Origin of the sequence: Microcoleus sp. AT8-B5 (assembly GCF_036705565.1) — a bacterium.
Lineage (GTDB): Bacteria > Cyanobacteriota > Cyanobacteriia > Cyanobacteriales > Microcoleaceae > Microcoleus.
This window is the reverse complement of sequence record NZ_JAUBUY010000006.1, coordinates 1-21,106: the sequence shown is the minus strand read 5'-3', so window position 1 is coordinate 21,106 and position 21,106 is coordinate 1. Positions and strand designations below refer to the sequence as shown.

The following is a 21,106-nucleotide window of genomic DNA, read 5'->3' as shown; positions in this document are numbered from 1 at the left end:
GGAATGATTAAACCGCAGAGGACACAGAGAACACAGAGTCAGAGAACAGAGAGATAAATAATTGCGATGCTACCGGATTTGATATAATTCCCTGCTCTCCTTCAATCTAAAATCTAAAATCTAAAATCTAGTTAACCAAAGAGGGCTTGTCTTATGGTTCAGACAAAAACTAAACTAACATTTGCAGATTTTCTCGAAAAGTACCCAGACGGATCGGGCATCTACGAACTTGTAAATGGAGAGATTGTCAAAGTGGAAGCAACCAGAGCTCATAAAAATGTGGCACGATTTCTTGTTAAGTCTTTCGACAGAGAAAGCGATCGCTTGGGGCTTGACTATATCGTTGACAAAGATATAGTGTTGAGAACTGTCACAGCTTCAGGACAAGAACAAGGCAGAAATCCTGATGTTGGCGTGGTTAAGGCATCAGTATGGAACAGTAATGTACGTGGCTACGGAGCTCTTACCGAACCTATCCAATTAGCAGTAGAAGTTACCTCAACTAACTGGGAAGACGACTATGTGGATAAGCTAGATGAGTATCAAAGGCTCGGCATTTATGAGTATTGGATTGTGGATTATTTAGCGATCGCTTCTAGGACTTATTTAGGAAATCCCAAAATTCCCACAGTTTTCGTTTACTGTTTGGAAAATGGCAGCTATTTAGTTCAAAGTTTTACAGGGAATGAGCGCATTATTTCTAAAACTTTTCCCGAACTAGAAATCACAGTCGAGCAACTTGTACTCAGCAGCCAAATTCAAAACATTTAGAGACACGAGATGAGATTACACTGATAAACTTTATCATGGAAAGAGTGTTTTTATGCCTCCCTTTCATTACTCGTTACTATTTGCACTATTCTCAATAACAGGCAAGATGCCTGTTCCACAAATACTAGATTTTATTGTGGGGAGTAGGGGTTGGGCATCTTGCCCGCCCGTAAGTTACTCCCTACTGTTTGCTTTCCTGTTGCTATTTCCCTCGAAAACCTTCGCCCAAATCATTCCCGATAATACCTTGGGCCCGGAAAGTTCGCGAACAGTTCCCGATACTATCAATAACATACCCTCAGATAGAATCACGGGCGGCGCAACTCGTGGCGTTAACCTCTTTCACAGCTTGCGCGAATTTAACATCCGTGAAGGGCGGGGAGCTTATTTTGAAAATCCCAAGGGAATTTCTAATATTTTCACCCGCGTTACGGGCCCAAACTCTTCAAATATTTTAGGAACTCTGGGAGTTTTAGGCAACGGTAATTTATTTTTAATTAACCCAAAAGGAATTATATTCGGGCCGAATGCGCGGTTAGATTTGCGCGGTTCGTTTATTGGTTCAACGGCTGACAGTATTGTGTTTAATAACGGCTTTGAATTCAGCAGCACCAACCCGCAAACATCCCCGCTGTTAACCGTTAATATTCCCGTTGGTTTAAGATTTAGAGACAATGCCGGTGCAATTGTCAACCAATCGACGGCTTTAGGAAAGGTAAACCTGCCAGCCTCTGCTGTGCCAATCCCAATTAGCGATCGAGTTGGTTTAGCAGTAGAACCAGGTCAAACTTTAGCACTGATTGGCGGCGACATCCAACTCCCAGGCGGCAATTTAACCGCCAGCGGCGGACAAATTTTACTCGGTAGCGCAGCGAGTCCAGGTTTAGTTAATTTTGCAATGACAGCGGGGGAAAAGGGAAATTTAACTTTAAATTATGACAATCTTCAAAACTTTGGCAATATTCAAATAGCCGATGGAACACTTATTAACACCAGCGGTATTGGGGGTGGCAGAGTAGAGTTAAAAGGTGGAAATGTCGCCCTTAGCGGTGCGCGGATTTATGCGCTGACTTTGGGAAATATTGATGGTAGAGGTATCGATATCAGCGCCCAAAATTTGCGAGTGCAAAACGGCACGCAATTTTCTACCCTGACTCTCGGAGATGGTGCAGGAGGTAATATCAACTTGCGCGCTGCTGATTCTGTAGAAATGAGCGGGCTGGGAGTTGATGGCTATCAACAAGTTGTAATTAAGTATCTGGTATCGGGAACCGCAGACCCCTTTGACCCGCTATTTGTGCTGTTTAATGCTAGTGCTGGTGCTGGTTCGGGGGGGAATATTACGATCGACACTGGCCGCCTGCTGTTCAACAATGGCGTAGTAGGTAGCGGTATCACTTTTGGCGGTGGAAGGGGCGGGAATTTAATCATTCGCGCCAATACTTTTGAGATGGTGGGTTCTGGAATTAACAACGGGACGGCTAAAGAAAGTACCGGTGCGGGAGGAAGTATTAGTGTTGATGTCAATCGATTAATTATGCGCGACGGTTCTCTTCTGGGTACCACCAGCTACAGCAGTGGCCCGTCGGGGAATATCAACATTAAAGCTGCTGAATCAGTAGAATTGTCTAACACCGGCCCGAGAACTGTTGTGTCAACTGGAATCAGCACGCTGAGTATCGGTTCTAACGGAAGGGCGGGGAATATTAACGTTGATACGAAGCGGTTGACTCTCTCTGATGGTTCTGCTTTTACTTTAGGAACGGGTGTTTTAATTGGCAGGTTTTTGTTTTCTCAGGAGGGCGGGCCTGCGGGAAATTTAACTGTTAGGGCTAGTGAATCAGTAGAAATTTCTGGTATTTCTCAAGTTTTGACCAGCGGAATTCAGAATGCTAGCGCGCTGACTTCTGGAACTTTGAGTTCGAGTCGGGGTGGGGATATTCGGATTGATACGCCCAGCCTGACTGTGCGGGATGGGGGGATAGTTTCTACGAGTTCTTTGGGCTCTGGAGATGTGGGGAATATTACTGTTAATGCCGATCGCATTTCAGTCAGCGGCAGCGGAAATAATGGTTTGTTTGTCAGTACAATTGATGCTTCCGTGGGCAAGATATTTGGTACTAATCCTAATGCTACAGCAAATGCCGGTTCGTTGAATCTGAATGCCGATCGACTAATTGTCAGAGATGGAGCTACAGTCACGGTACAGGCTACGGGAACCGGACGCGCTGGTAATATCAATATTGTCGCAAATTCGATCGCTCTTGATAACAAAGCGAGTATTGACGGTACGACTGTATCCGGTACTGGAGCAAATATTAACCTGCAAGCGCGAGACATCCAATTGCGCCGCAACAGCCAAATTACCACCGATGCAGGCACTTCTGACGGCGGCAATATCAACATCAACAGCAACATTCTTGTCGCCCTCCCGCAAGAAAACAGCGACATCACAGCCAACGCCCGCACAGCAGGCGGCGGCCGCGTCAATATCAATGTCCCCAATGTTTTCGGCTTTACAGCAGCGAGTCGCGAACAAGTCAGAAACAGATTGGGGATCAGTGACGCCGAATTTGCAGCGTTGCAAGTAAGTCCTACATCTCTGCTTAATAGCAGCGACATCGCCGCAATTTCCCAAAGTGGTGGCCCGGCGTTGCAAGGAGCCGTAACATTTAGTTCTGTTGGAGTTAATCCGGTTCAAGGTTTAGTGCAACTGCAGCAAAATGTGGTCAATCCGGCTGCGTTAATTGCGGCAAATCCCTGCATCCAAGGGGCCGACAACGAGTTTACTGTGACTGGTCGGGGGGGAGTGCCACCGAGTCCTAATGAAGTTCTCAGCAGCGCTCCCTCGCCGTTTCCGTGGGTGGAACCAGCGGTAGGTGAAAGTCAGCAAGTAGAAAGCCAAAGAACATTCATAGAAATTCGGCCAAGAGAAATTATGCCCGCTCAAGGTTGGGTAATGGACGATCGAGGACAAGTGACGCTGGTAGCCTATAATGCTGGTGGTGTTGCATCTCTTCGCAGTCCGAAACCGACGGGTGTTTGCGTACCTCAATAAGTAATCTTCACGTTTTAGCTAATCCCTCGCTATTTTTATAATATTAAATTAACCACACTTCAAAGATGCAGCGCCAATCTTCCTCCCTATTTTTTGTATTTTTACTGCTGTTTCCTTTCCCCGCCGTCGCTCAATTTGTCCCCGATAATAGCTTGGGAACAGAAAGTTCGCGCACAGTTCCCGACACGATTAATAACTTACCATCGGACAGAATAGAAGGCGGTGCAACTCGCGGAGTAAATTTATTTCATAGTTTCCAAGAATTTAACATCCGTGAAGGGCGGGGAGCATATTTTGCCCGTCCTAACGGGATTGCCAACATCTTCACCCGCGTTACTGGTAGCAACCCTTCTAATATTTTAGGAACTCTGGGAGTTTTGGGAAACAGTAACTTGTTTTTAATTAACCCCAAAGGGATTGTCTTTGGCCCCAATGCTCGGTTAGATTTGCGCGGCTCATTTATTGGATCTACTGGTAGCGGCGTTCTCTTTGATAATGGCTTTGAATTTAGTGCAGCTAATTCTAATGCAGTGCCATTGTTAGCGATTAATATTCCTGTGGGTTTAAGATTTAGAGAAAATCCCGGCACAATTGTTAACTCTTCCCAAGCAATCGGCCCCACACCAACCTTACCGCCCTTGCCCGTAGAAATTCCTGTTTCTAACAAACTTGGTTTAGCAGTAGACCCCGGCCAAACTTTAGCATTAATTGGCGGAGACATTCAAATCCCAGGTGGAATTTTAACAGCTTATACCGGACAAATATTACTGGGAAGTGTGAAAAGTCCAGGTTTAGTGCAATTTGAGCCAACAGCTTTAGGTCTGAATTTAAACTACGGAAATATTCAGAACTTCGGCAATATAGAAATGAACGGTGCATTTATAAACACCAGCGGATTAGGAGGTGGAAAAATTGACATCAGAGGTGGAAATGTTACCGTCAGTAGTTCGGGAATTTATGGACTGACATTGGGAAATATTGATGGTAGAGCGATTGACATCAATGCTCAAAACTTGCGAGTAGATAGAGGGTCACAAATTTTCACCCCGACAGTGGGAGATGGGAAGGGGAGCAATATCAACATCAACGCTACTGAGTCAGTAGAAATGATCGGGTTGGGAACTGAAGGCTATCAGCGGTTTTACAGCCAATTTCTGGCATCAGGAACGCTCAATCCTTTTGACCCGCAAATTGTTCTAATCACTGGTACTGTTGGCAAGGGAGCCGCCGGAGACATTAACATTGACACCGGACGGCTGCTGCTGCGCGATGGGGTAGTGGGCGGTACCGGCACCCTGGGTGCAGGAAATGGCGGAAATCTGAATATCCGTGCTCACACCGTTGATGTCGTCAGTTCTGCGATCAATAACGGCACAACGACGGAAAGTACCGGCTCTGGCGGCAGCATAACTGTTGACGCACAACGGTTAATCCTGCGCGATGGCTCCAATCTCGTCAGTATTAGCCGCAATGATGGAGCATCGGGGAATATCGCGATTAAAGCGAATGAATCTGTAGAATTGTCGGGGAGCCTCCCTGGAAATGGGGCACAAACTGTACTCGGCACGAACTCTTTCGATGGGAATGGGAAAGCCGGGGATATTACGATCGACACTAAGCGGCTGAGTGTTTCTAATGGAGCTGCAATTACTTTATCGACTGGTGCGATTATTGGTGAAAACGTGTTTTCTACCAGTGGGGGGGCTGGAGGAAATTTAACTGTGAGAGCTTCAGAGTCTATAGAAGTGAGCGGCGTGTCTGGAGTTTTGGGGAGTGCGAGCTTCGCACCAAGTGCTCTGGCTACTCAAAGTACAAGCTCTGGTAGGGGTGGAGATATCCGCCTCTCTACGCCCATGCTCACTCTAAGAAATGGAGGTATTATTACTGCGGCTTCTTTGGGTGCAGCAGATGCGGGAGATATTACAATTGATGCCGATCGCACAGAAGTCCAAGGCAGTGGGAATAGCGGTCAGTTCAGCAGTAGAATTGAGGCTTCGGCTGGCCGGGCGCTGAATTTTGTCAATCCCAATGCTACGGCAAATGCGGGTTCGTTGAATCTGAATGCCGATCGATTGATTCTCCGGGATAGTGCAGTGGTTAATGTTCAGTCTTTAGGCACGGGAAGGGCTGGCAATATTAACATTGTAGCTAACTCAATTGCCCTAGATAACAAAGCGAGTATTGATGGTACAACTGACGCAGGCGGTGGTGGAAATATTAATATCAGGGCGCAAGATGTCCAGTTGCGGGGCGGTAGCAGAATTACAACAGATGCAGGTATTTCTGAGGGCGGTAATATCAGAATTGACAGCGATATTTTGGTAGCTTTACCGCGAGAGAATAGTGATATTACTGCTAATGCTCGCACAGCTAGGGGCGGTCAAGTTACGGTAAATGTACCAAATATATTTGGTTTGACAGCAATTAACCGCGAACAAGCTATAAGTAGTTTAGGACTGACTGATGCTGAATTTGCGGCCTTACAAGTAAATCCAACTTCTCTAATTTCTACCAGCGACATCGCCGCGATTTCCCAAAGTGGTGGCCCGGCGTTGCAAGGAGCCGTAACATTTAGTTCTGTTGGAGTGAATCCCGTTCAAGGTTTAGTGGAACTGCCGCAAAATGTGGCCAATCCGGCTGCGTTAATTGCCGCAAATCCCTGCACGCAAGGGGCCGAGAGCGCATTTACAGTCACTGGAAAAGGAGGAGTGCCACCCAGTCCCAATGATGTTCTCAGCAGCAATTATAGCCAGTTTAATTGGGTGGAACCAGCGGTAGGTGTAAGTCAGCAAGTAGAAAGCCAAAGACCATCCATAGAAATGCGGCCAACAGAAATTATTCCCGCTCAAGGTTGGGTAATAGATGAGCAAGGAAAAGTAACGCTGGTAGCGTATAATTCAAGTAATGGTGCATCTCTTCGCAGTCCGAAACGGACGGGTGTTTGCGTACCTCAATAGGTACTCTTCAGTTTTTAGCTAACCCGTCGGTATTTTCCTAAGAGTAAATTAACAGGAATTAAAAGATGCCCCGCCAATCTTCCGCCCTATTTTTTGCATTTTTACTGCTGTTTCCTATCCCCGCCGTCGCCCAAATTGTCCCCGATAGCAGCTTGGGTGCAGAAAGTTCGCGCACAGTTCCCGACACGATTAATAACTTACCCTCAGATAGAATAGAAGGCGGTGCAACTCGCGGCGTTAACCTATTTCACAGTTTACGCGAATTTAACATCCGTGAGGGGCGGGGAGCATATTTTGCCAATCCCAGCGGAATTGCCAACATCTTCACCCGCGTTACTGGTGGCAACCCTTCTAATATTTTAGGAACTCTGGGAGTTTTGGGAAACGGCAATTTATTCTTAATTAACCCCAAAGGGATTGTCTTTGGCCCCAATGCTCGGTTAGATTTGCGAGGCTCATTTATCGGTTCTACTGGTAGCGGCGTTCTCTTTGATAATGGGTTTGAATTTAGTGCAGCTAATTCTAATGCAGTGCCATTGTTAGCGATTAATATTCCTGTGGGTTTAAGCTTTAGAGAAAATCCTGGCACAATTGTCAACTCTTCCAGTGTTACCCAAGTTATTGAAGGCACAACAATCCCCGTAGGTTTAGCAGTTCCTCCCGGTCAAACCTTAGCAATGGTGGGAGGAGATTTAATTTTTAACAATGGTTTTGCCAGCGCTTTTAGTGGCAACATTCAATTAGGAAGTGTGGCAAGTCCGGGTGTAGTAAGCTTTAGCATCACGCCCATAGGATTAGGTTTAGATTATACAAATGTTGCCAATTTTGGCAACATTGAATTATCAGGTTTATCGGCGGTGACAGCTAGCGGGCCAGGGGGAGGCGCGATCGCACTCCGGGGAGGAAATGTGACATTGCGCGATCGATCGAGCCTAGTCTCCGATACCTTGGGAAGCATTGACGGCCGCGGCATCAATATCGAAGCAGTGCGCTTTAGCCTATTAGATCGAGCCTTTGTCGGCTCCACCACTACCGGAAGCGGAGCCGGAGGCCCGATCGATGTCCGAACCGCCGAGAATATAGAACTCAAGGGAATAGGATTTGAGAACTTTCGGCGACGGATTCTCGATCCTGGTGCAGCACAAGAGCCGCCAGATGTCGCCTCCCGCGAAAGCAGCATCATTACCGGAACCCTCGGTGCCGGCAGAGCCGGGGATATCGCGCTCGACACCAAACGATTAACTATCCGAGACGGATCGGCAATACTCAACCCTACACTCGGTACCGGAGACGGCTCTGGTGTGACAATTAGAGCCTCTGAATCGGTAGAAATCAACGCCTCCGGGCTGTTCACCACAACTTTTAACAGCGGAAATGCAGGTAGTATCGCTATCGAAACCGGTCAACTGAGTGTCAGCGACGGAGCCATTATCTCGCCCTCGACTTTTGGTGCCGGGAACAGCGGAAATCTGAGCGTGAGAGCTTCTGACTCGGTAATAGTAGCGAGAGAGCGATCGGATAGCCCCCTGAGTACGGCTCTAGCAGCTAACAGTATTGGCGGCACGGGAAGGGCTGGAAACATTGAAATTAACACCCGCTCCCTGCGCGTCGAAGCAGGGGCTAGCATCACTTCTTCGAGCGGGGTGAGAACTGCAGAGCAGGTGATTCCTGCGGGGGGGCCCGGCGGCAACATCACCGTCAACGCTTCAGACTCGGTGGAAGTGATCGGCACCGCACCGGGCGAAATTCCTTCCCGAAGTCTAATCGCTGCGGGAACGGCTGGGGGCGGCAAAGGCGGTGATGTGACGTTGAATGCCAGACGGTTGATTGTCCGAGACGGAGGAGCTATCGGAGCCTCAACTTTGGGTGAGGGACAAGGGGGAAATGTGACTGTCGCTGCTTCGGAATCGGTGGAAATAGCCGGAACTACCAGAGACGGGATCTTTCCCAGCAGCATCGGCACAGCTTCGGGAGATTTGCTGTACCAGACTTTGTTGGGGCTGCAACCTCCATCTGGTGCGGCGGGAAGCTTGAGCATTGCGGCGGGCCGGTTGAGTGTCCGAGACGGCGCAGCGGTTAGCGTCCAGAGTTATGGAACGGGGGAGGCTGGCAGCATCAATGTTGTCGCAGATTCGATCGCCCTCACCACCAAAGGCAGTATTGACGGCACGACTGTATCGGGTATCGGGGCTAATATTAACTTGCGATCGCGCGACATCCAATTGCGCCGGGGGAGCCGCATCACCACTGATGCGGGCGCTGCCGACGGCGGCAATATCAACATTAAAAGCGATATTCTGGTTACTCTTCCCAACGAAAATAGCGATATTACGGCTAATGCGCGATCGGCCCAAGGTGGGCGGGTTAATATTAATGTCCCCAATGTTTTCGGGTTTACATCAGTCACTCGCGAACAGGTTCGAGCGACTTTGGGATTAACAGATGCTCAATTTGCAGCGTTGCAAGTAAGTCCGACTTCTCTAAATCCTACCAGTGATATTGCGGCGATTTCCCAAAGTAGCGGCCCGGCTTTGCAAGGTACTGTAACATTTAGTGCTTCTGGAGTGAATCCGGCTCAAGGTTTAGTGGAACTGCCGCAAAATGTGGTCGATTCGGCTGCGTTAATTGCGGCAAATCCCTGCACGCAAGAGGCCGAGAGCGCATTTACCGTCACTGGGAAAGGAGGAGTGCCACCCAGTCCCAATGATGCCCTCAGCAGCAATTCTAGCCAGTTTAATTGGGTGGAAGAGGCAGGAAGTTCGGCAACGAATGTAGAGGGTTTAACCGATGTAACCGATCGAGGGAAGAAGAAGGAAGAAGGAGAAATCCCCGATCGCGAAGTTGTGCCGGCGCAAGGTTGGGTGGTGAATGCTCAAGGAGAAGTTATGCTTGTTGGATATAATCCGGGTAATGCTGCTGACTCTCGCAATCCTCGACCTAGTTCTGTTTGTGTGCCGCGTTGAAATTAGGTTTTTTTTACCGCAGATGTAGGCGGATTAACGCGGATTAACGCAGATCAAAAATAAGATGTATTTGGGTTAATCAGTAGGTGTGTCTGCGCTTGTAATTTTATTTTCTAACTATGAAGTTTACCCGATCGCTCCGACAAGTAATTCTGTTATTTGTGATTTCCTGTCTGCTAGCAATTGCGATTCCTCCTGGAATTGCTCAGGTTAATCCACCACCAGCGGTGCAGCTTGTTCGACAAGCTCGAACTCTGTACCAAGAGGAACGTTTTTCGGAAGCTGTACCTTTGTTGCAGCAAGCGGCGGCGCAGTTTGAGGCAAAAGGCGAAAATCTCGATCGCGCCACAGCTTTGAGCAATTTAGCTGCAACCTACGGGCAGTTGGCGCTTTGGGAAGAAGCAGAAAAAGCTGTAAATTCGAGTTTGTCGGCTGTGCGAACCCAAGCCAAAACTCCCGAACAGCAGCGGATTTTAGCTGAAACTCTCAACATTCAAGGACAGTTGCAACTTGAACGCGGGCAGACTCAAGATGCGATCGAGATTTGGACGCAAGCTGCTAAAATTTTCGAGCAAATTGATAGAAAGAACCAACTTTTTCAAGTTCAAATTAATCAAAGTCGGGCTTGGGAAATTCTCGGACTTTACCCCAGGGCTTGCAAAATGATGTTAGCTTCTTTCAAGCTGGAAAACCAAACTTGCGAAGTTTCCGCAGCGGGTTTGGAAACTTTGAAAAATGAATCGGTTTCTCTCGAACAAGTCCGGGCAATTCATGCTTTAGGGCGGGTATTGCGGGTTTTGGGACAACTGGAACGATCGCAGGATGTGCTGTCACTTGGACTCGAAGCAGCCCAAAAATTAGGTAGCCGGCCAGAGGAGGCTGCAATTTATCTTAATCTGGGCAATACGGTACGGGCTAAAAGCAATAAACCGGGTTTGACACCAGAACAGCGGGCGGATTGGGAACGCTTTGCCCTAGAGTATTATGGTCGATCGATCCAGGCGATGCCGGATCGATCGCCCCTACAAATTCAGGCAAAGTTAAATCAATTGAGTTTGTTAGTCGATCGCCAAGATTGGTCGGAAGCAGAGGCTTTGTGGCGTTCTCTCGAATCTCAAACCGATCAATTTGGCTCGAATCGCGCCGGACTTTACGCTCAAATTAATTTAGCTCAAAGCTTGATGAAATTAGCTCAGTCGCCTGCGAAAACTTTGAGTTTAAGCGATATTGACACAATGCTCGATCGCTCTGTCGAAGGAGCAAACAGTTTGGGCGATCGACGAATACAAGCTTATATTCTGGCAGCAAAAGGCAAACTATCGGAAATCCAACAGCAGTATCAGAAAGCAGAAAATCTCACAACCGAGGCTTTGAGTTTAGCACCGGCTTTTCAATCTCCCGATATTGCTTACCAATTGTTTTGGCAACTGGGACGGATTCGGAAAGCTCAAGGAAATACAGAAGGGGCGATCGTTCAATATACTCAAGCTGTCAATATATTGTCTTCTCTGCGGGGCGATTTGGTAACAGTCAATCCCGAAGTGCAATTTTCGTTTCGGGAAAGTGCCGAACCGGTTTATCGGGAATTAGTCGGGCTGCTTTTGCAAGAGGAATCTCCCAGCCAACCTAAATTGAAACTGGCGCGCCAAACTGTGGAATCTTTGCAGTTGGCGGAATTGGACAACTTTTTTCGGGATGCTTGCGCTGATGCTAAACCAAAGTCGATCGAGGAAATCGATCCGACTGCGGCGGTGATTTATCCGATTATTTTGAGCGATCGTTTGGAGGTAATTTTGTCAATTCCCGGCAAACCCCTGCGCCGCTACGCTACGAAGAAGTCTCAAGCTGAGTTGGAAACTGCCTTCAGACAAGCCAAAAATCTCATCAGGCCTGCTGCTTTCCCCCGCAACAGGAGGCAACCCGTTGAACAGGTTTATGACTGGTTAATCCGCCCCGCAGAGGCGGATTTGACTGCCGCCGGGATTAAAACCCTGGTATTTGTGCTCGACGGTTATTTGCGAAATCTGCCGATGGCGGTGCTGCACGACGGTGAAAAGTTTTTGGTAGAAAAATACAGCATTGCTTTGGCGCCGGGATTGCAATTGCTGGCACCGAAACCGCTGAACAAAGTCAAGTTAAAAGTGCTCACCGCTGGCCTCTCGGAACCGCGTCAAGGCTTCTCGGCTTTGCCGGGGGTGAAGGAGGAAGTTCAGCAAATTGCAGCCGAGATGCCGGCGAGTTCGCTGCTGAATGAAGATTTTGTCAGCGGGCGATTGCACGATCGAATTAAAGCAGTATCTTACCCGATCGTCCATTTGGCAACTCACGGTCAGTTTAGCTCGAATGCAGCGGATACTTTTATTGTGACTTGGGATCAGAAAGTGAATGTTAAGGAGTTCGATCGACTGCTGCGAGCCCGCACAGGGGAGAGACAACAGCCGATCGAACTTTTGGTTTTGAGTGCTTGCGAAACTGCTTCGGGGGATAACCGGGCGGCTTTGGGTTTGGCGGGGGCGGCAATTCGATCGGGTGCGCGCAGCACCGCCGCCACCCTTTGGCAAGTCAACGACGAATCTACAGCTATCTTTATGGCTGAATTTTACAAGCAACTGGCTTCTTCTAAAACCAGCAAAGCTGAAGCCCTCCGCAACGCTCAATTAACGCTGCTGAAAAACCCAGACTATCAAAATCCCTATTTCTGGGCGCCTTTCGTGCTAGTGGGGAATTGGCAGTAATTTAAGATCGGGCATCGGGCATGGGGCATCGGGCATCTGACAATTTTAGATTTTAGATTTTAGATTTTAGATTGCTCAGGGCATTGGGCATCGGCGGGCGGTGGACAACAGTCAACAGTCAACAGTCAACTGACAACTGACAACTGACAATTGACAAGTGACTCAAATGCAGTTGGTTTTTTGTTAAAGTTTGTAAACTGTTAAGAGTGCTTTTTGCATCTAATATTTTTTCGAGGAGTCCCATGAAGCAACTTTTGATTGCTGAGCGCTTTTGCTTAATTGCCCACGTCTTGTCAATGGCTTTTGGATTGGCAGGGTTGCTGCTGATTTTACCCCGTCCCGAATTGGTGATGAGTTTACCGCCCGCGGGGCAAACGCTATTCCAGTGGGGGATGGCTGGGGGTGGAGTAGTTTATATCATCTTTGGTGCAGCAGCAGTTGCTCTCTATGCCTTGCGGACATTGGGTTGGGGTGCAACTCTGGCTTTTTTAGTGCCTTCTGTGTTTTTGTCCTTGAGTAGCGAGTTGTTGGGAACGAGTACGGGTTTTCCCTTCGGCCACTACCACTATTTAAGCGGTTTGGGCTACAAAATTGCAGGGCTGGTTCCGTTTACCATTCCCCTCTCGTGGTTTTATCTGGGACTGGTTTCATACATAATTGCTCGCGCTGGAGTAGCTGGCGGTAAAGGTGAACTCAACTGGGTGCGCCAAATAGGGGCGATCGCCCTTGGTGCTTTGCTGCTAACTGCTTGGGATTTTGTACTAGATCCGGCGATGAGTCAAACTGCTGTTCCTTTTTGGGAGTTTGAGGAACTTGGGGCTTTCTTTGGAATGCCTTACCGCAATTTGGCTGGTTGGATGGGTACGGGGGCGCTATTTATGTCTGTAGCAGCTTTCTTGTGGAGAAAAACACCGATTAAATTAGAGCGATCGGAATTGGGTTTGCCCTTAATTGTTTATTTGGTAAACTTTGCTTTCGGAGCAATTATCACTGTAGTTTCCTTGGATTCTCGGTTCTGGTTCCCGACATCGCTAGCGGTGCTTCTGGGTGTAGTTCCGGCGATCGCGTTATGCTGGATCGCTAAACCCGCAACAGGTGACGTAACCGAAACAATGCCGTCTTTGGATACATCTGTTATCACGGCCCAAATTCCACCTCAGCCCGTGGGCGTTTTGCGTAAGTGAGTTGCTAGCGAGCAACCCCGGCTGATTTAGCAAAAATTTACACTAAATTTTGAGCTAGTTTAAAAACCCGGTTTCTACAAGAAACCGGGTTTTTCAATGGCGATTTTTTCATGCCCAATTCCTGTAATATGTTTGAGGCAAAAATTTTATTAAATTTTTAAATTGACACCAACCGTAATTTCCAATTCTTCAATTGAAAATCTAAAATCTAAAATCTAAAATCTAAAATCCCATGATCGCCCCTCACCTGTTCTCCCAACCGCTGACAAGTATCATCGCTGTCGCACTCCTGCTGCTGCAATTACCCGCCGCCGCCCTTCTGATGTCGCGTTTGATTAAAGGCCCATCGCGCATCCCACCCCTGGAACCGGATTCGCCGACGCTGGATTTGTTGGGTAGTTGTACTGCGGTAGTACCGACTTTGAACGAAGCCGATCGCATTTCGCCTTGTTTGGAAGGATTAAGCCGCCAAAGTTACGAACTCCGAGAAGCGATCGTGGTTGACAGCTATTCGGTAGACGGAACCGGAGATTTAGTCAAAGCAGCAGCACAAAAAGACCCCCGGTTTCGCTTGATTAACGACGATCCGCTGCCGGCGGGTTGGGTAGGGCGTCCGTGGGCGCTGAATGCGGGTTTTTTGGCCAGTTCCGAGAAGTGCGAGTGGATTTTGGGGATAGATGCGGATACTGTGCCCCATCCGGGTTTGATTGCGAGTTTACTCAAAACAGCGAAAGCTGGAAATTACGATTTGATTTCGCTGTCGCCACAGTTTATCCTCAAGTATCCAGGGGAGTTGTGGCTGCAACCTGCTTTGTTAATGACTTTGGTTTATCGGTTCGGGCCGACGGGGACTGGCGGGGATGTGCCGGAACGGGTGATGGCGAATGGTCAGTGTTTCTTGTGCAAGCGCGAGGTTTTGGTGGCATTGGGGGGCTATGAGGTCGCGAGGGGTTCTTTTTGCGATGATGTGACTCTGGCTCGCTATGCGGCTGCTAAGGGCTTTAAGGTGGGCTTTTTGGATGGGGCTAAAGTGTTGAAGGTGCGGATGTATGAGGGGGCGATCGAGACTTGGAATGAATGGGGTCGATCGCTCGATTTGAAAGATGCTGCTTCGGGCGGTCAAATCTGGGGCGATTTGTGGCTGTTGCTGGCGGTTCAAGGTTTGCCGGTGCCGATTGTGTTGTGCTATTTGTTGTTTGGTTCGCTGCCGCCGGTTGGTGTATTTCCGCACTTTTGGCTGTTGGGATTGAATGTATTTTTGGTTGCAGTGCGATCGGCTTTGTGTTTGGCGATCGCACCTTCTTACGATACAACTGGGGCATCGGGTAAATGGCTGTTTTGGCTGTCACCTTTAGCCGATCCGTTGGCGTTTTTGCGTATTCTAATTTCTGCGTTGAATCAGCCTACTCAGTGGCGCGGCAGAAAGTATGAATAATCGTTAAATTTTTGCTAGACCTTTTAAAATTGGTAGAAGTGCGATCGCCCTTTTCTTTCTTTCTTAAGTCAGCGGGGAATTAGCAGATATTATCAAATTCGTATTCACTCCAACGCTAACACCTAACTGCTCCCGGATATCGGCTTGTTCATTTTGCACGAGCGACATGATGTAGATGATACGGCAGTGCCCTTGGACTACCGCGATTAATTGTAGGGAAACGGCACAGTGCCGTCTCGAAAGCTGTGGGTAATATTAATTCCGATGCTACCTACCGGATTTGACTTGAGTCCTAAAGCCATTACCTACACCGCCACAGATAGTATCAGGAACTAACTGTCCAAACAGGGAGGCAAACGCCTCCCTGTGATGGCTTAGCGTATAGTATCTTCCCCAGCAATCTTACAAGAAAGAGCTACTATTAAGAGACGTTGGATTCAGATTATAAACCACTCCCAAGTAGTCATTCCCCGATTTTATCGCCGTTGATGCTACAGCAGTTGCACCATCTAAGATGACATTAACAGACTCAAAAGTTAATTGACTGAAAGTGACATCAATTAACTTGATTTTATCCTCGGAAGAGAAGTCAGTAATCACATCGGCTTGAGATAGTTCCGTAGCCGTATCTTGCAATACAAAAATATCATTCCCTGCGCCACCTGTGAGGATATCCAAACCGGAATCGCCATTCAGGAGATCGTTACCCCCACCGCCTGATAAAATATCATCTTGCTTACCACCGCGCAGGGTATCATCGCCATCACCACCTAGCAGGATATCGTTGTCATTATTCCCGCTAAGAAAATCGTTGCCAGTACCGCCCGCGATCGAATCTGAACCTTTGCCGCCAATTAGTTCGTCGTTACCTCCTCCACCTACTAAAGTATCTTCTCCTTGATTCCCAAAATAGGTGTTTGGGAAGTCTAATCCCCTCAAGGAATCGTTGCCGGCAAGGGCAAATACGCTTAAGCCTAATGCTGCTGCTGGGAAGCTGGTATCGTTGCCATCTGTTAGCAGGTAAACATCTCCTAATCGGGTGTTTTCTGGTAAACCCGATCGCACGTTACTTGATACCGATGGTTTTGGCATTGCGATCGCAATTTGTACTTCCGGTGTCGGTGTCGGTGTCGGTGTCGGTGTCGGTGTTGGTGTAGGAGTTGTGACTGCGGGTGTAGGAGTTGTGACTACAGGTGTTGGTGTTGTGACTACAGGTGTTGGTGTTGTGACTGCGGGTGTTGGTGTTGTGACTACAGGTGTTGGTGTTGTGACTACAGGTGTTGGTGTTGTGACTACAGGTGTTGGTGTTGTGACTACAGGGTTATTACCACCATTCAAAATTTGTTCATCTAACGCCGTACCCGTGTTTTCTGCAACTAGAGAATCGAGGGGTTTTTGACCGGCACCAAATGCTTTAAAGTCTTGAGTTGTTTCACCCAAAGCAATTTTTTGGATGGCTGCTACTTGTTTTTGCAGTTGTGTAAGATCGGTATTAGTCGCGATCGCCTCTACAATCCGTTGATTGGATGCTGCGATTACCTGGGCTAGTGCTGGTGCCGCCACTGATATCTCTTGGGCGTTAAAATTAGGATCGATCGCCTTTACTTGATCGCCCACTTGGACGATTAAATCCGCCACTTGTTCGGGTTTGGTGAAATCTAAGGTTCCTGTTAGGATGCGATCGGCGATCGTACTAATTATTTGCTTGACAGCATCACCCATACTCAGATTGCTGGCACCTTCAATTAATCCTGCTGTTTGAGTGATCGAGTTTTGGGCTACCAGCATCGCAGTTAATACCGCTTTACCACCCGGTTGTTCCCCTAGGGTAGCGGCGATCGGATCCACATAATTAATCGGGATATCGCTAGGAATATCGAAAGCGCTAGTGACTTTTGCATCAGCTTCATTAACGGTTAAACCGCGATCGGCTAATTCAGCTACCATGCTAGTCAGTAAAGTAATTACTTCTGCATCGGGTGTCGCTTTGAGCGGAGTTTCTAGGGGTAAACCGGTACCGATGTCGGTGCCGCCAAAAGCAACTAAATTACCTTCACTTGCATCAAGTTTGCCGTTATTATTAGTGTCAAAAGTGTCCGAAGTAATATCAAAACTAAATGCGCCGTTACCGTCTGTTGTGCCTTTGGGTTCGTTCGGATCGGCGATGCCATTTTTGTTAGCATCAAAGAAGACATTCGCGCCGGCAATATAGTCGTCAATTACAAAACCACCAAAAGTAGAACTCTTGAAGCGGATTATTTCGCTAACATTGGCACCAGACGAATCCGTTCCTATTATCTTCATCCAGTAGTCAAATTTCTGCGGGCGAGTCTCGCCGATCTCAATTTTGCGAGTTGCGGAATTGAAAGTTAACCATGAGGGGAGAGGAATCTCAGGAAAACTTAACTCATTTACTGGCTGACGATAGCGACCGCCACTCCGATCGGTTTTCCATGTAAACGCCGACGAATTCAACGCCTTGAAATCTGCTAGGGCGATCGAATAATTAATGCTGTCGCCCGGGTCGGGGTCAGTATCGGTGTTTGCAGCCAAGGTAAACACATTGCCAGTTTGAGAAAAACCTAGTGCTCCACTTTGTTGCGAAAAGGCAGAAAGATTTACAACTGGGGGGTTGTTCTTATTCGTTGGCGTTACTGGCATTGGCGTGGGAGTTACTGGCGTTGGTGTTGGCGTTACTGGCGTTGTCGTGTTGAGCAGGATCGAGGCAGTGTCGCCGAACGAGTTCGCCACAGCTAAGTCAGGTTTCCCGTCGGCGTTGATGTCGCCGATGCTGACGGAGCTGGGGTTACTGCCAGTTGTGAAGTCTACTTTGGTGGCAAAGGTAGGAATGGTGGCTCCGGTGGCGGTGGTATTGATCAGGATGGAGACGTTGTTGTCGTTGGCGTTCGCCACAGCTAAGTCAGGTTTGCCGTCGCCGTTGATGTCGCCGATGCTGATGGATTTGGGGCCAGTGTCAGTTGTGAAGTCTACTTTGGTGGCGAAAGTGGGGGTGGTGGCGTTGCTGGGGGTGGTGTTGAGCAGGATCGAGATGTTGCTGCCGTTATTCGCCACAGCTAAGTCAGGTTTGCCATCGCCGTTGATGTCGCCTATGCTGACGCTTCTGGGAGAACTGCCAGCTCTGAAGTCAACTTTAGTGGCGAAAGAGGGGGTGGTGGCTCCTGTGGCGGTAGTGTTGAGCAGGATGGAGACAGTGTTGCTGAACCGATTCGCCACAGCTAAGTCAGGTTTCCCGTCGCCGTTGATGTCGCCGATGCTGACGGAGTTGGGACCAGTGTCAGTAGGGAAGGTAACGTGGGTGGCGAAAGTGGGGGTGGTGGCTCCTATGGCGGTGGTATTGAGCAGGATGGAAGCATCGTTACTGAATACCACCGCCACAGCTAAGTCAGGTTTCCCGTCGCCGTTGATGTCGCCGATGCTGACGGAGTTGGGGTGAGTGCCAGTAGGTAAGTCCTGTGTAGGTAAGTCTACTTTGGTGGCGAAAGTGGGGGTAGTGGCTCCTGTGGTGCTGGTGTTGAGCAAGATGGAAGCGTCGTTGCTGCCGAAGTTCGCCACAGCTAAGTCTGGTTTGCCGTCGCCGTTGATGTCGCCGATGCTGATGGAGGTGGGAGTAAGGCCAGTTGCGAAGGTGACTTGGGAGGCAAAGGTGGGGGTGGTGGCTCCTGTGGTGCTGGTGTTGAGCAGGATGGAGGCAGTGTTGCTGCCGCTATTCGCCACAGCTAAGTCAGGTTTGCCGTCGCCATTGAAGTCGCCGATGCTGACGGAGATGGGGAAACTGCCAGTTGTGAAGTCAACTTTAGGGGCGAAGCTGAGCACGCCGCTGTAGGTTTTGAGGGTGGTTTCTGTCAGAGAAAGTTTGGGCTTTTGGCTCGATGGGGGGATGAGTTGCGGGATGTTCCAGGTGCCACCTAGTTTGCTGTTACCTGTAGGCTGGGAGTTAGCGGCGATGTTTGCGCCTGTGAGTTGGTTCAGTTGAGTCAGGAATTGGTGCCCGGATTTTTCGGCTGCTACGTTACAGCCATACAAGATGATGCTGGCGTTGGCTGTGAGGGCGTTTCGCCACTGTTGCAACTGTTGGCTGTAGTTTTCGATGTTGCTGGTGTTTAGTTCTGTCGTGCCTAAGTAAATCTTGCCGGGGCTACCGTGGGTGATGATGTGTAGCGATTCGATGCCTGTATGCTGAGCTAGGAATGTGGTGATTTGCTCTATGGCATCAGGCTGGTTTTCGAGGATGTAGGTGGCAGTGCCTGGTTTGATGCCTTGGATTATGTAGTTGCTGTCTGGTACTGTGGGGTCAAGGATGACGATCGAGCTTGGCTGGTTGCTCATGCAAGCAACAAAGGGATTTTTTTTGTTAAGTTGAGTTAGGGTTTTCATCTGTTTTTGCTTTAGGTAGAATTACTGGTTTTTGAGTTGCTAAAAGCGATCGCCCGATTTGATTTGCGATGGCGGTATTTCTATCTGGTAGCGGATGACCCCCTAAACTTTTAATTACTCGGAGCTTAGCAGGGTTCGATCGCACTGTCAGTGCTTTAGCTAGCTCATGTACAAATCTTTATATATTTCTAAGTAATTTTACACAAATTATAAAAAATCGAAGCGATTTACAGTGGCGCGGCGACGGCTTTATGAGATTATTGATTTTAGGCAATTACGCTCAGTGATTCTATGAATAACGATCGCACAAATTTCAATACAGTCCAAGAACACGAGATTTTTGGCGATCGCGATTTTCCCTCTTGGTTAACCCAACAACAAATCAGCCTCGCTTGCACTACCTATCAAACCAGCAGGTTAATGTTAATCGGCGCTGTGCCAGAAACGAACAGAATATCAGCTTTTTGGCGAATATTCGATCGCGCAATGGGGCTTTACTGCACGCCGGAACGCCTTTATTTAAGTTCAAAATATCAACTCTGGCAATTAGATAATGTCTTAGAATCCGGGAAATTATACCAAGGATACGACAAATTATATATACCAAGAATCGGTTATACTACAGGTGATATCGACATTCACGATATCGCAGTCGATAAAAATAATCAAATCATTTTTATTAGCACTTTGTTTAATTGTATCGCTACATTGAGCGATCGCCACAGTTGCAAACCTCTCTGGAAACCAGGTTTTATCTCACAATGTATAAATGAAGACCGCTGTCACCTCAACGGTTTGGCAATGGTAGCTGGGGAGGCGAAATATGTCACGGCGTCGAGTCAGTCGGATGTAGTGGATGGCTGGCGCGATCGCCGACAAAACGGCGGTATAGTTATTGATATTGAATCTAATGATATTATCGTCACAGGATTGTCAATGCCACACTCGCCTCGCTGGTATCAAGACAAGTTGTGGTTGCTGAATTCGGGGAGAGGGGAATTCGGTTATGTGGATTTAGACACAGGAAAATTTGAGGCAATTACGTTTTGTCCGGGATATGTGCGAGGACTAGCATTTTGGCAAAATTGGGCAATTGTTGGACTCTCGAAACCTAGGGGAGGTGACAACACTTTTAGCGGTTTAGAATTGGATGAGTTGTTGCTCGCCAAAGATGCTGAGGCTCGCTGTGGTATGATGGCGATCGATTTGACTACGGGGGCGATCGTTCACTGGTTGCGCTTTGAAGGAATTGTCACCGAACTCTATGATGTACAAGTGATTCCGACAGTGCAAAAGCCGATGGCCTTGGGTTTTCAGACTGACGAAATTGCTCAGTTAATTACTTTGGAACTTTAACCGCAGATGGTGGCGGATGTACGCGGATGGACGCAGATACAGCAGATTCCACGTTTATGAAGCACACCCCGGAAGTGCGATCGCCGTAGGGAAACGGCATTACCCAAAGCGTGTCAACTTAAGCTTTTAGTCCACCAGTCCTCCCCCCCACCCGCTACTCCGCCAGGGGTTGAAAGGGAGCATGTCACTTTTGCAATAAGTATTTATACTTGTGCAGTTTTTGGCGGTCTACCAATTAAGCCATTTAAGTAA

Annotated in this window: 10 protein-coding genes; 8 read left to right on the top strand and 2 right to left on the bottom strand. The window is 48.2% G+C overall.

What is annotated here, in order from left to right; translation table 11 throughout:
- The first annotated feature begins 153 nt into the window (after positions 1-153).
- The 7 genes from QUB39_RS06250 (at position 154) to cruG (ending at position 15,103) form a co-directional block, all read left to right on the top strand.
- Complete coding sequence (locus tag QUB39_RS06250) at positions 154-771, top strand: Uma2 family endonuclease (protein WP_333208386.1); 618 nt, start codon at positions 154-156, stop codon at positions 769-771.
- 106 nt (positions 772-877) lie between these two features.
- The gene (locus QUB39_RS06245; protein WP_333208385.1) at positions 878-3,829 is read left to right on the top strand and encodes a two-partner secretion domain-containing protein; all 2,952 of its coding nucleotides are present in this window, start codon (positions 878-880) and stop codon (positions 3,827-3,829) included.
- Positions 3,830-3,894: 65 nt separating this feature from the next.
- Positions 3,895-6,786: an S-layer family protein gene (locus QUB39_RS06240; RefSeq protein WP_333208384.1), complete on the top strand. Its 2,892-nt coding sequence runs from the start codon at positions 3,895-3,897 to the stop codon at positions 6,784-6,786.
- Between the two features lie 65 nt (positions 6,787-6,851).
- Complete coding sequence (locus QUB39_RS06235; RefSeq protein WP_333208383.1) at positions 6,852-9,749, top strand: two-partner secretion domain-containing protein; 2,898 nt, start codon at positions 6,852-6,854, stop codon at positions 9,747-9,749.
- A gap of 119 nt (positions 9,750-9,868) precedes the next feature.
- On the top strand, positions 9,869-12,484 hold the full coding sequence (locus QUB39_RS06230; RefSeq protein ID WP_333208382.1) for a CHAT domain-containing protein: 2,616 nt from the start codon (positions 9,869-9,871) through the stop codon (positions 12,482-12,484).
- 242 nt (positions 12,485-12,726) lie between these two features.
- Entirely contained in the window at positions 12,727-13,668 is a 942-nt protein-coding gene (gene cruF, locus QUB39_RS06225) for a gamma-carotene 1'-hydroxylase CruF (protein ID WP_333052677.1), read from the top strand.
- Between the two features lie 232 nt (positions 13,669-13,900).
- Positions 13,901-15,103 (top strand): 2'-O-glycosyltransferase CruG, encoded by a 1,203-nt coding sequence (cruG, locus tag QUB39_RS06220; protein WP_333208381.1) that lies wholly within the window; start codon positions 13,901-13,903, stop codon positions 15,101-15,103.
- Positions 15,104-15,505: 402 nt separating this feature from the next.
- Here the strand turns inward: cruG and QUB39_RS06215 are convergent, their stop codons facing one another.
- Together QUB39_RS06215 and QUB39_RS06210 are read right to left on the bottom strand one after the other, a co-directional pair.
- Complete coding sequence (locus tag QUB39_RS06215; RefSeq protein ID WP_333208380.1) at positions 15,506-19,498, bottom strand: FG-GAP-like repeat-containing protein; 3,993 nt, start codon at positions 19,496-19,498, stop codon at positions 15,506-15,508.
- A complete protein-coding gene (locus QUB39_RS06210; protein ID WP_333208379.1) occupies positions 19,476-19,643 on the bottom strand; it encodes a hypothetical protein in 168 nt (55 codons plus the stop codon). The genes QUB39_RS06215 and QUB39_RS06210 overlap by 23 nt, the downstream gene beginning before the upstream one ends.
- Positions 19,644-19,789: 146 nt before the next feature.
- Here QUB39_RS06210 and QUB39_RS06205 point away from each other — a divergent pair, with 146 nt between their 5' ends.
- A complete protein-coding gene (locus QUB39_RS06205; protein WP_333208378.1) occupies positions 19,790-20,854 on the top strand; it encodes a TIGR03032 family protein in 1,065 nt (354 codons plus the stop codon).
- Positions 20,855-21,106 lie beyond the last annotated feature (252 nt).

What these genes read in the sequence shown, in the direction of transcription:
- QUB39_RS06245 (WP_333208385.1), top strand. Translation starts at nt 878, where the DNA reads ATGCCTGTTCCACAAATACTAGATTTTATTGTGGGGAGTAGGGGTTGG.
- cruF (WP_333052677.1), top strand. Translation starts at nt 12,727, where the DNA reads ATGAAGCAACTTTTGATTGCTGAGCGCTTTTGCTTAATTGCCCACGTC.
- QUB39_RS06235 (WP_333208383.1), top strand. Translation starts at nt 6,852, where the DNA reads ATGCCCCGCCAATCTTCCGCCCTATTTTTTGCATTTTTACTGCTGTTT.
- QUB39_RS06240 (WP_333208384.1), top strand. Translation starts at nt 3,895, where the DNA reads ATGCAGCGCCAATCTTCCTCCCTATTTTTTGTATTTTTACTGCTGTTT.
- QUB39_RS06215 (WP_333208380.1), bottom strand. Translation starts at nt 19,498, where the DNA reads ATGAAAACCCTAACTCAACTTAACAAAAAAAATCCCTTTGTTGCTTGC.
- QUB39_RS06250 (WP_333208386.1), top strand. Translation starts at nt 154, where the DNA reads ATGGTTCAGACAAAAACTAAACTAACATTTGCAGATTTTCTCGAAAAG.
- QUB39_RS06230 (WP_333208382.1), top strand. Translation starts at nt 9,869, where the DNA reads ATGAAGTTTACCCGATCGCTCCGACAAGTAATTCTGTTATTTGTGATT.
- QUB39_RS06205 (WP_333208378.1), top strand. Translation starts at nt 19,790, where the DNA reads ATGAATAACGATCGCACAAATTTCAATACAGTCCAAGAACACGAGATT.
- cruG (WP_333208381.1), top strand. Translation starts at nt 13,901, where the DNA reads ATGATCGCCCCTCACCTGTTCTCCCAACCGCTGACAAGTATCATCGCT.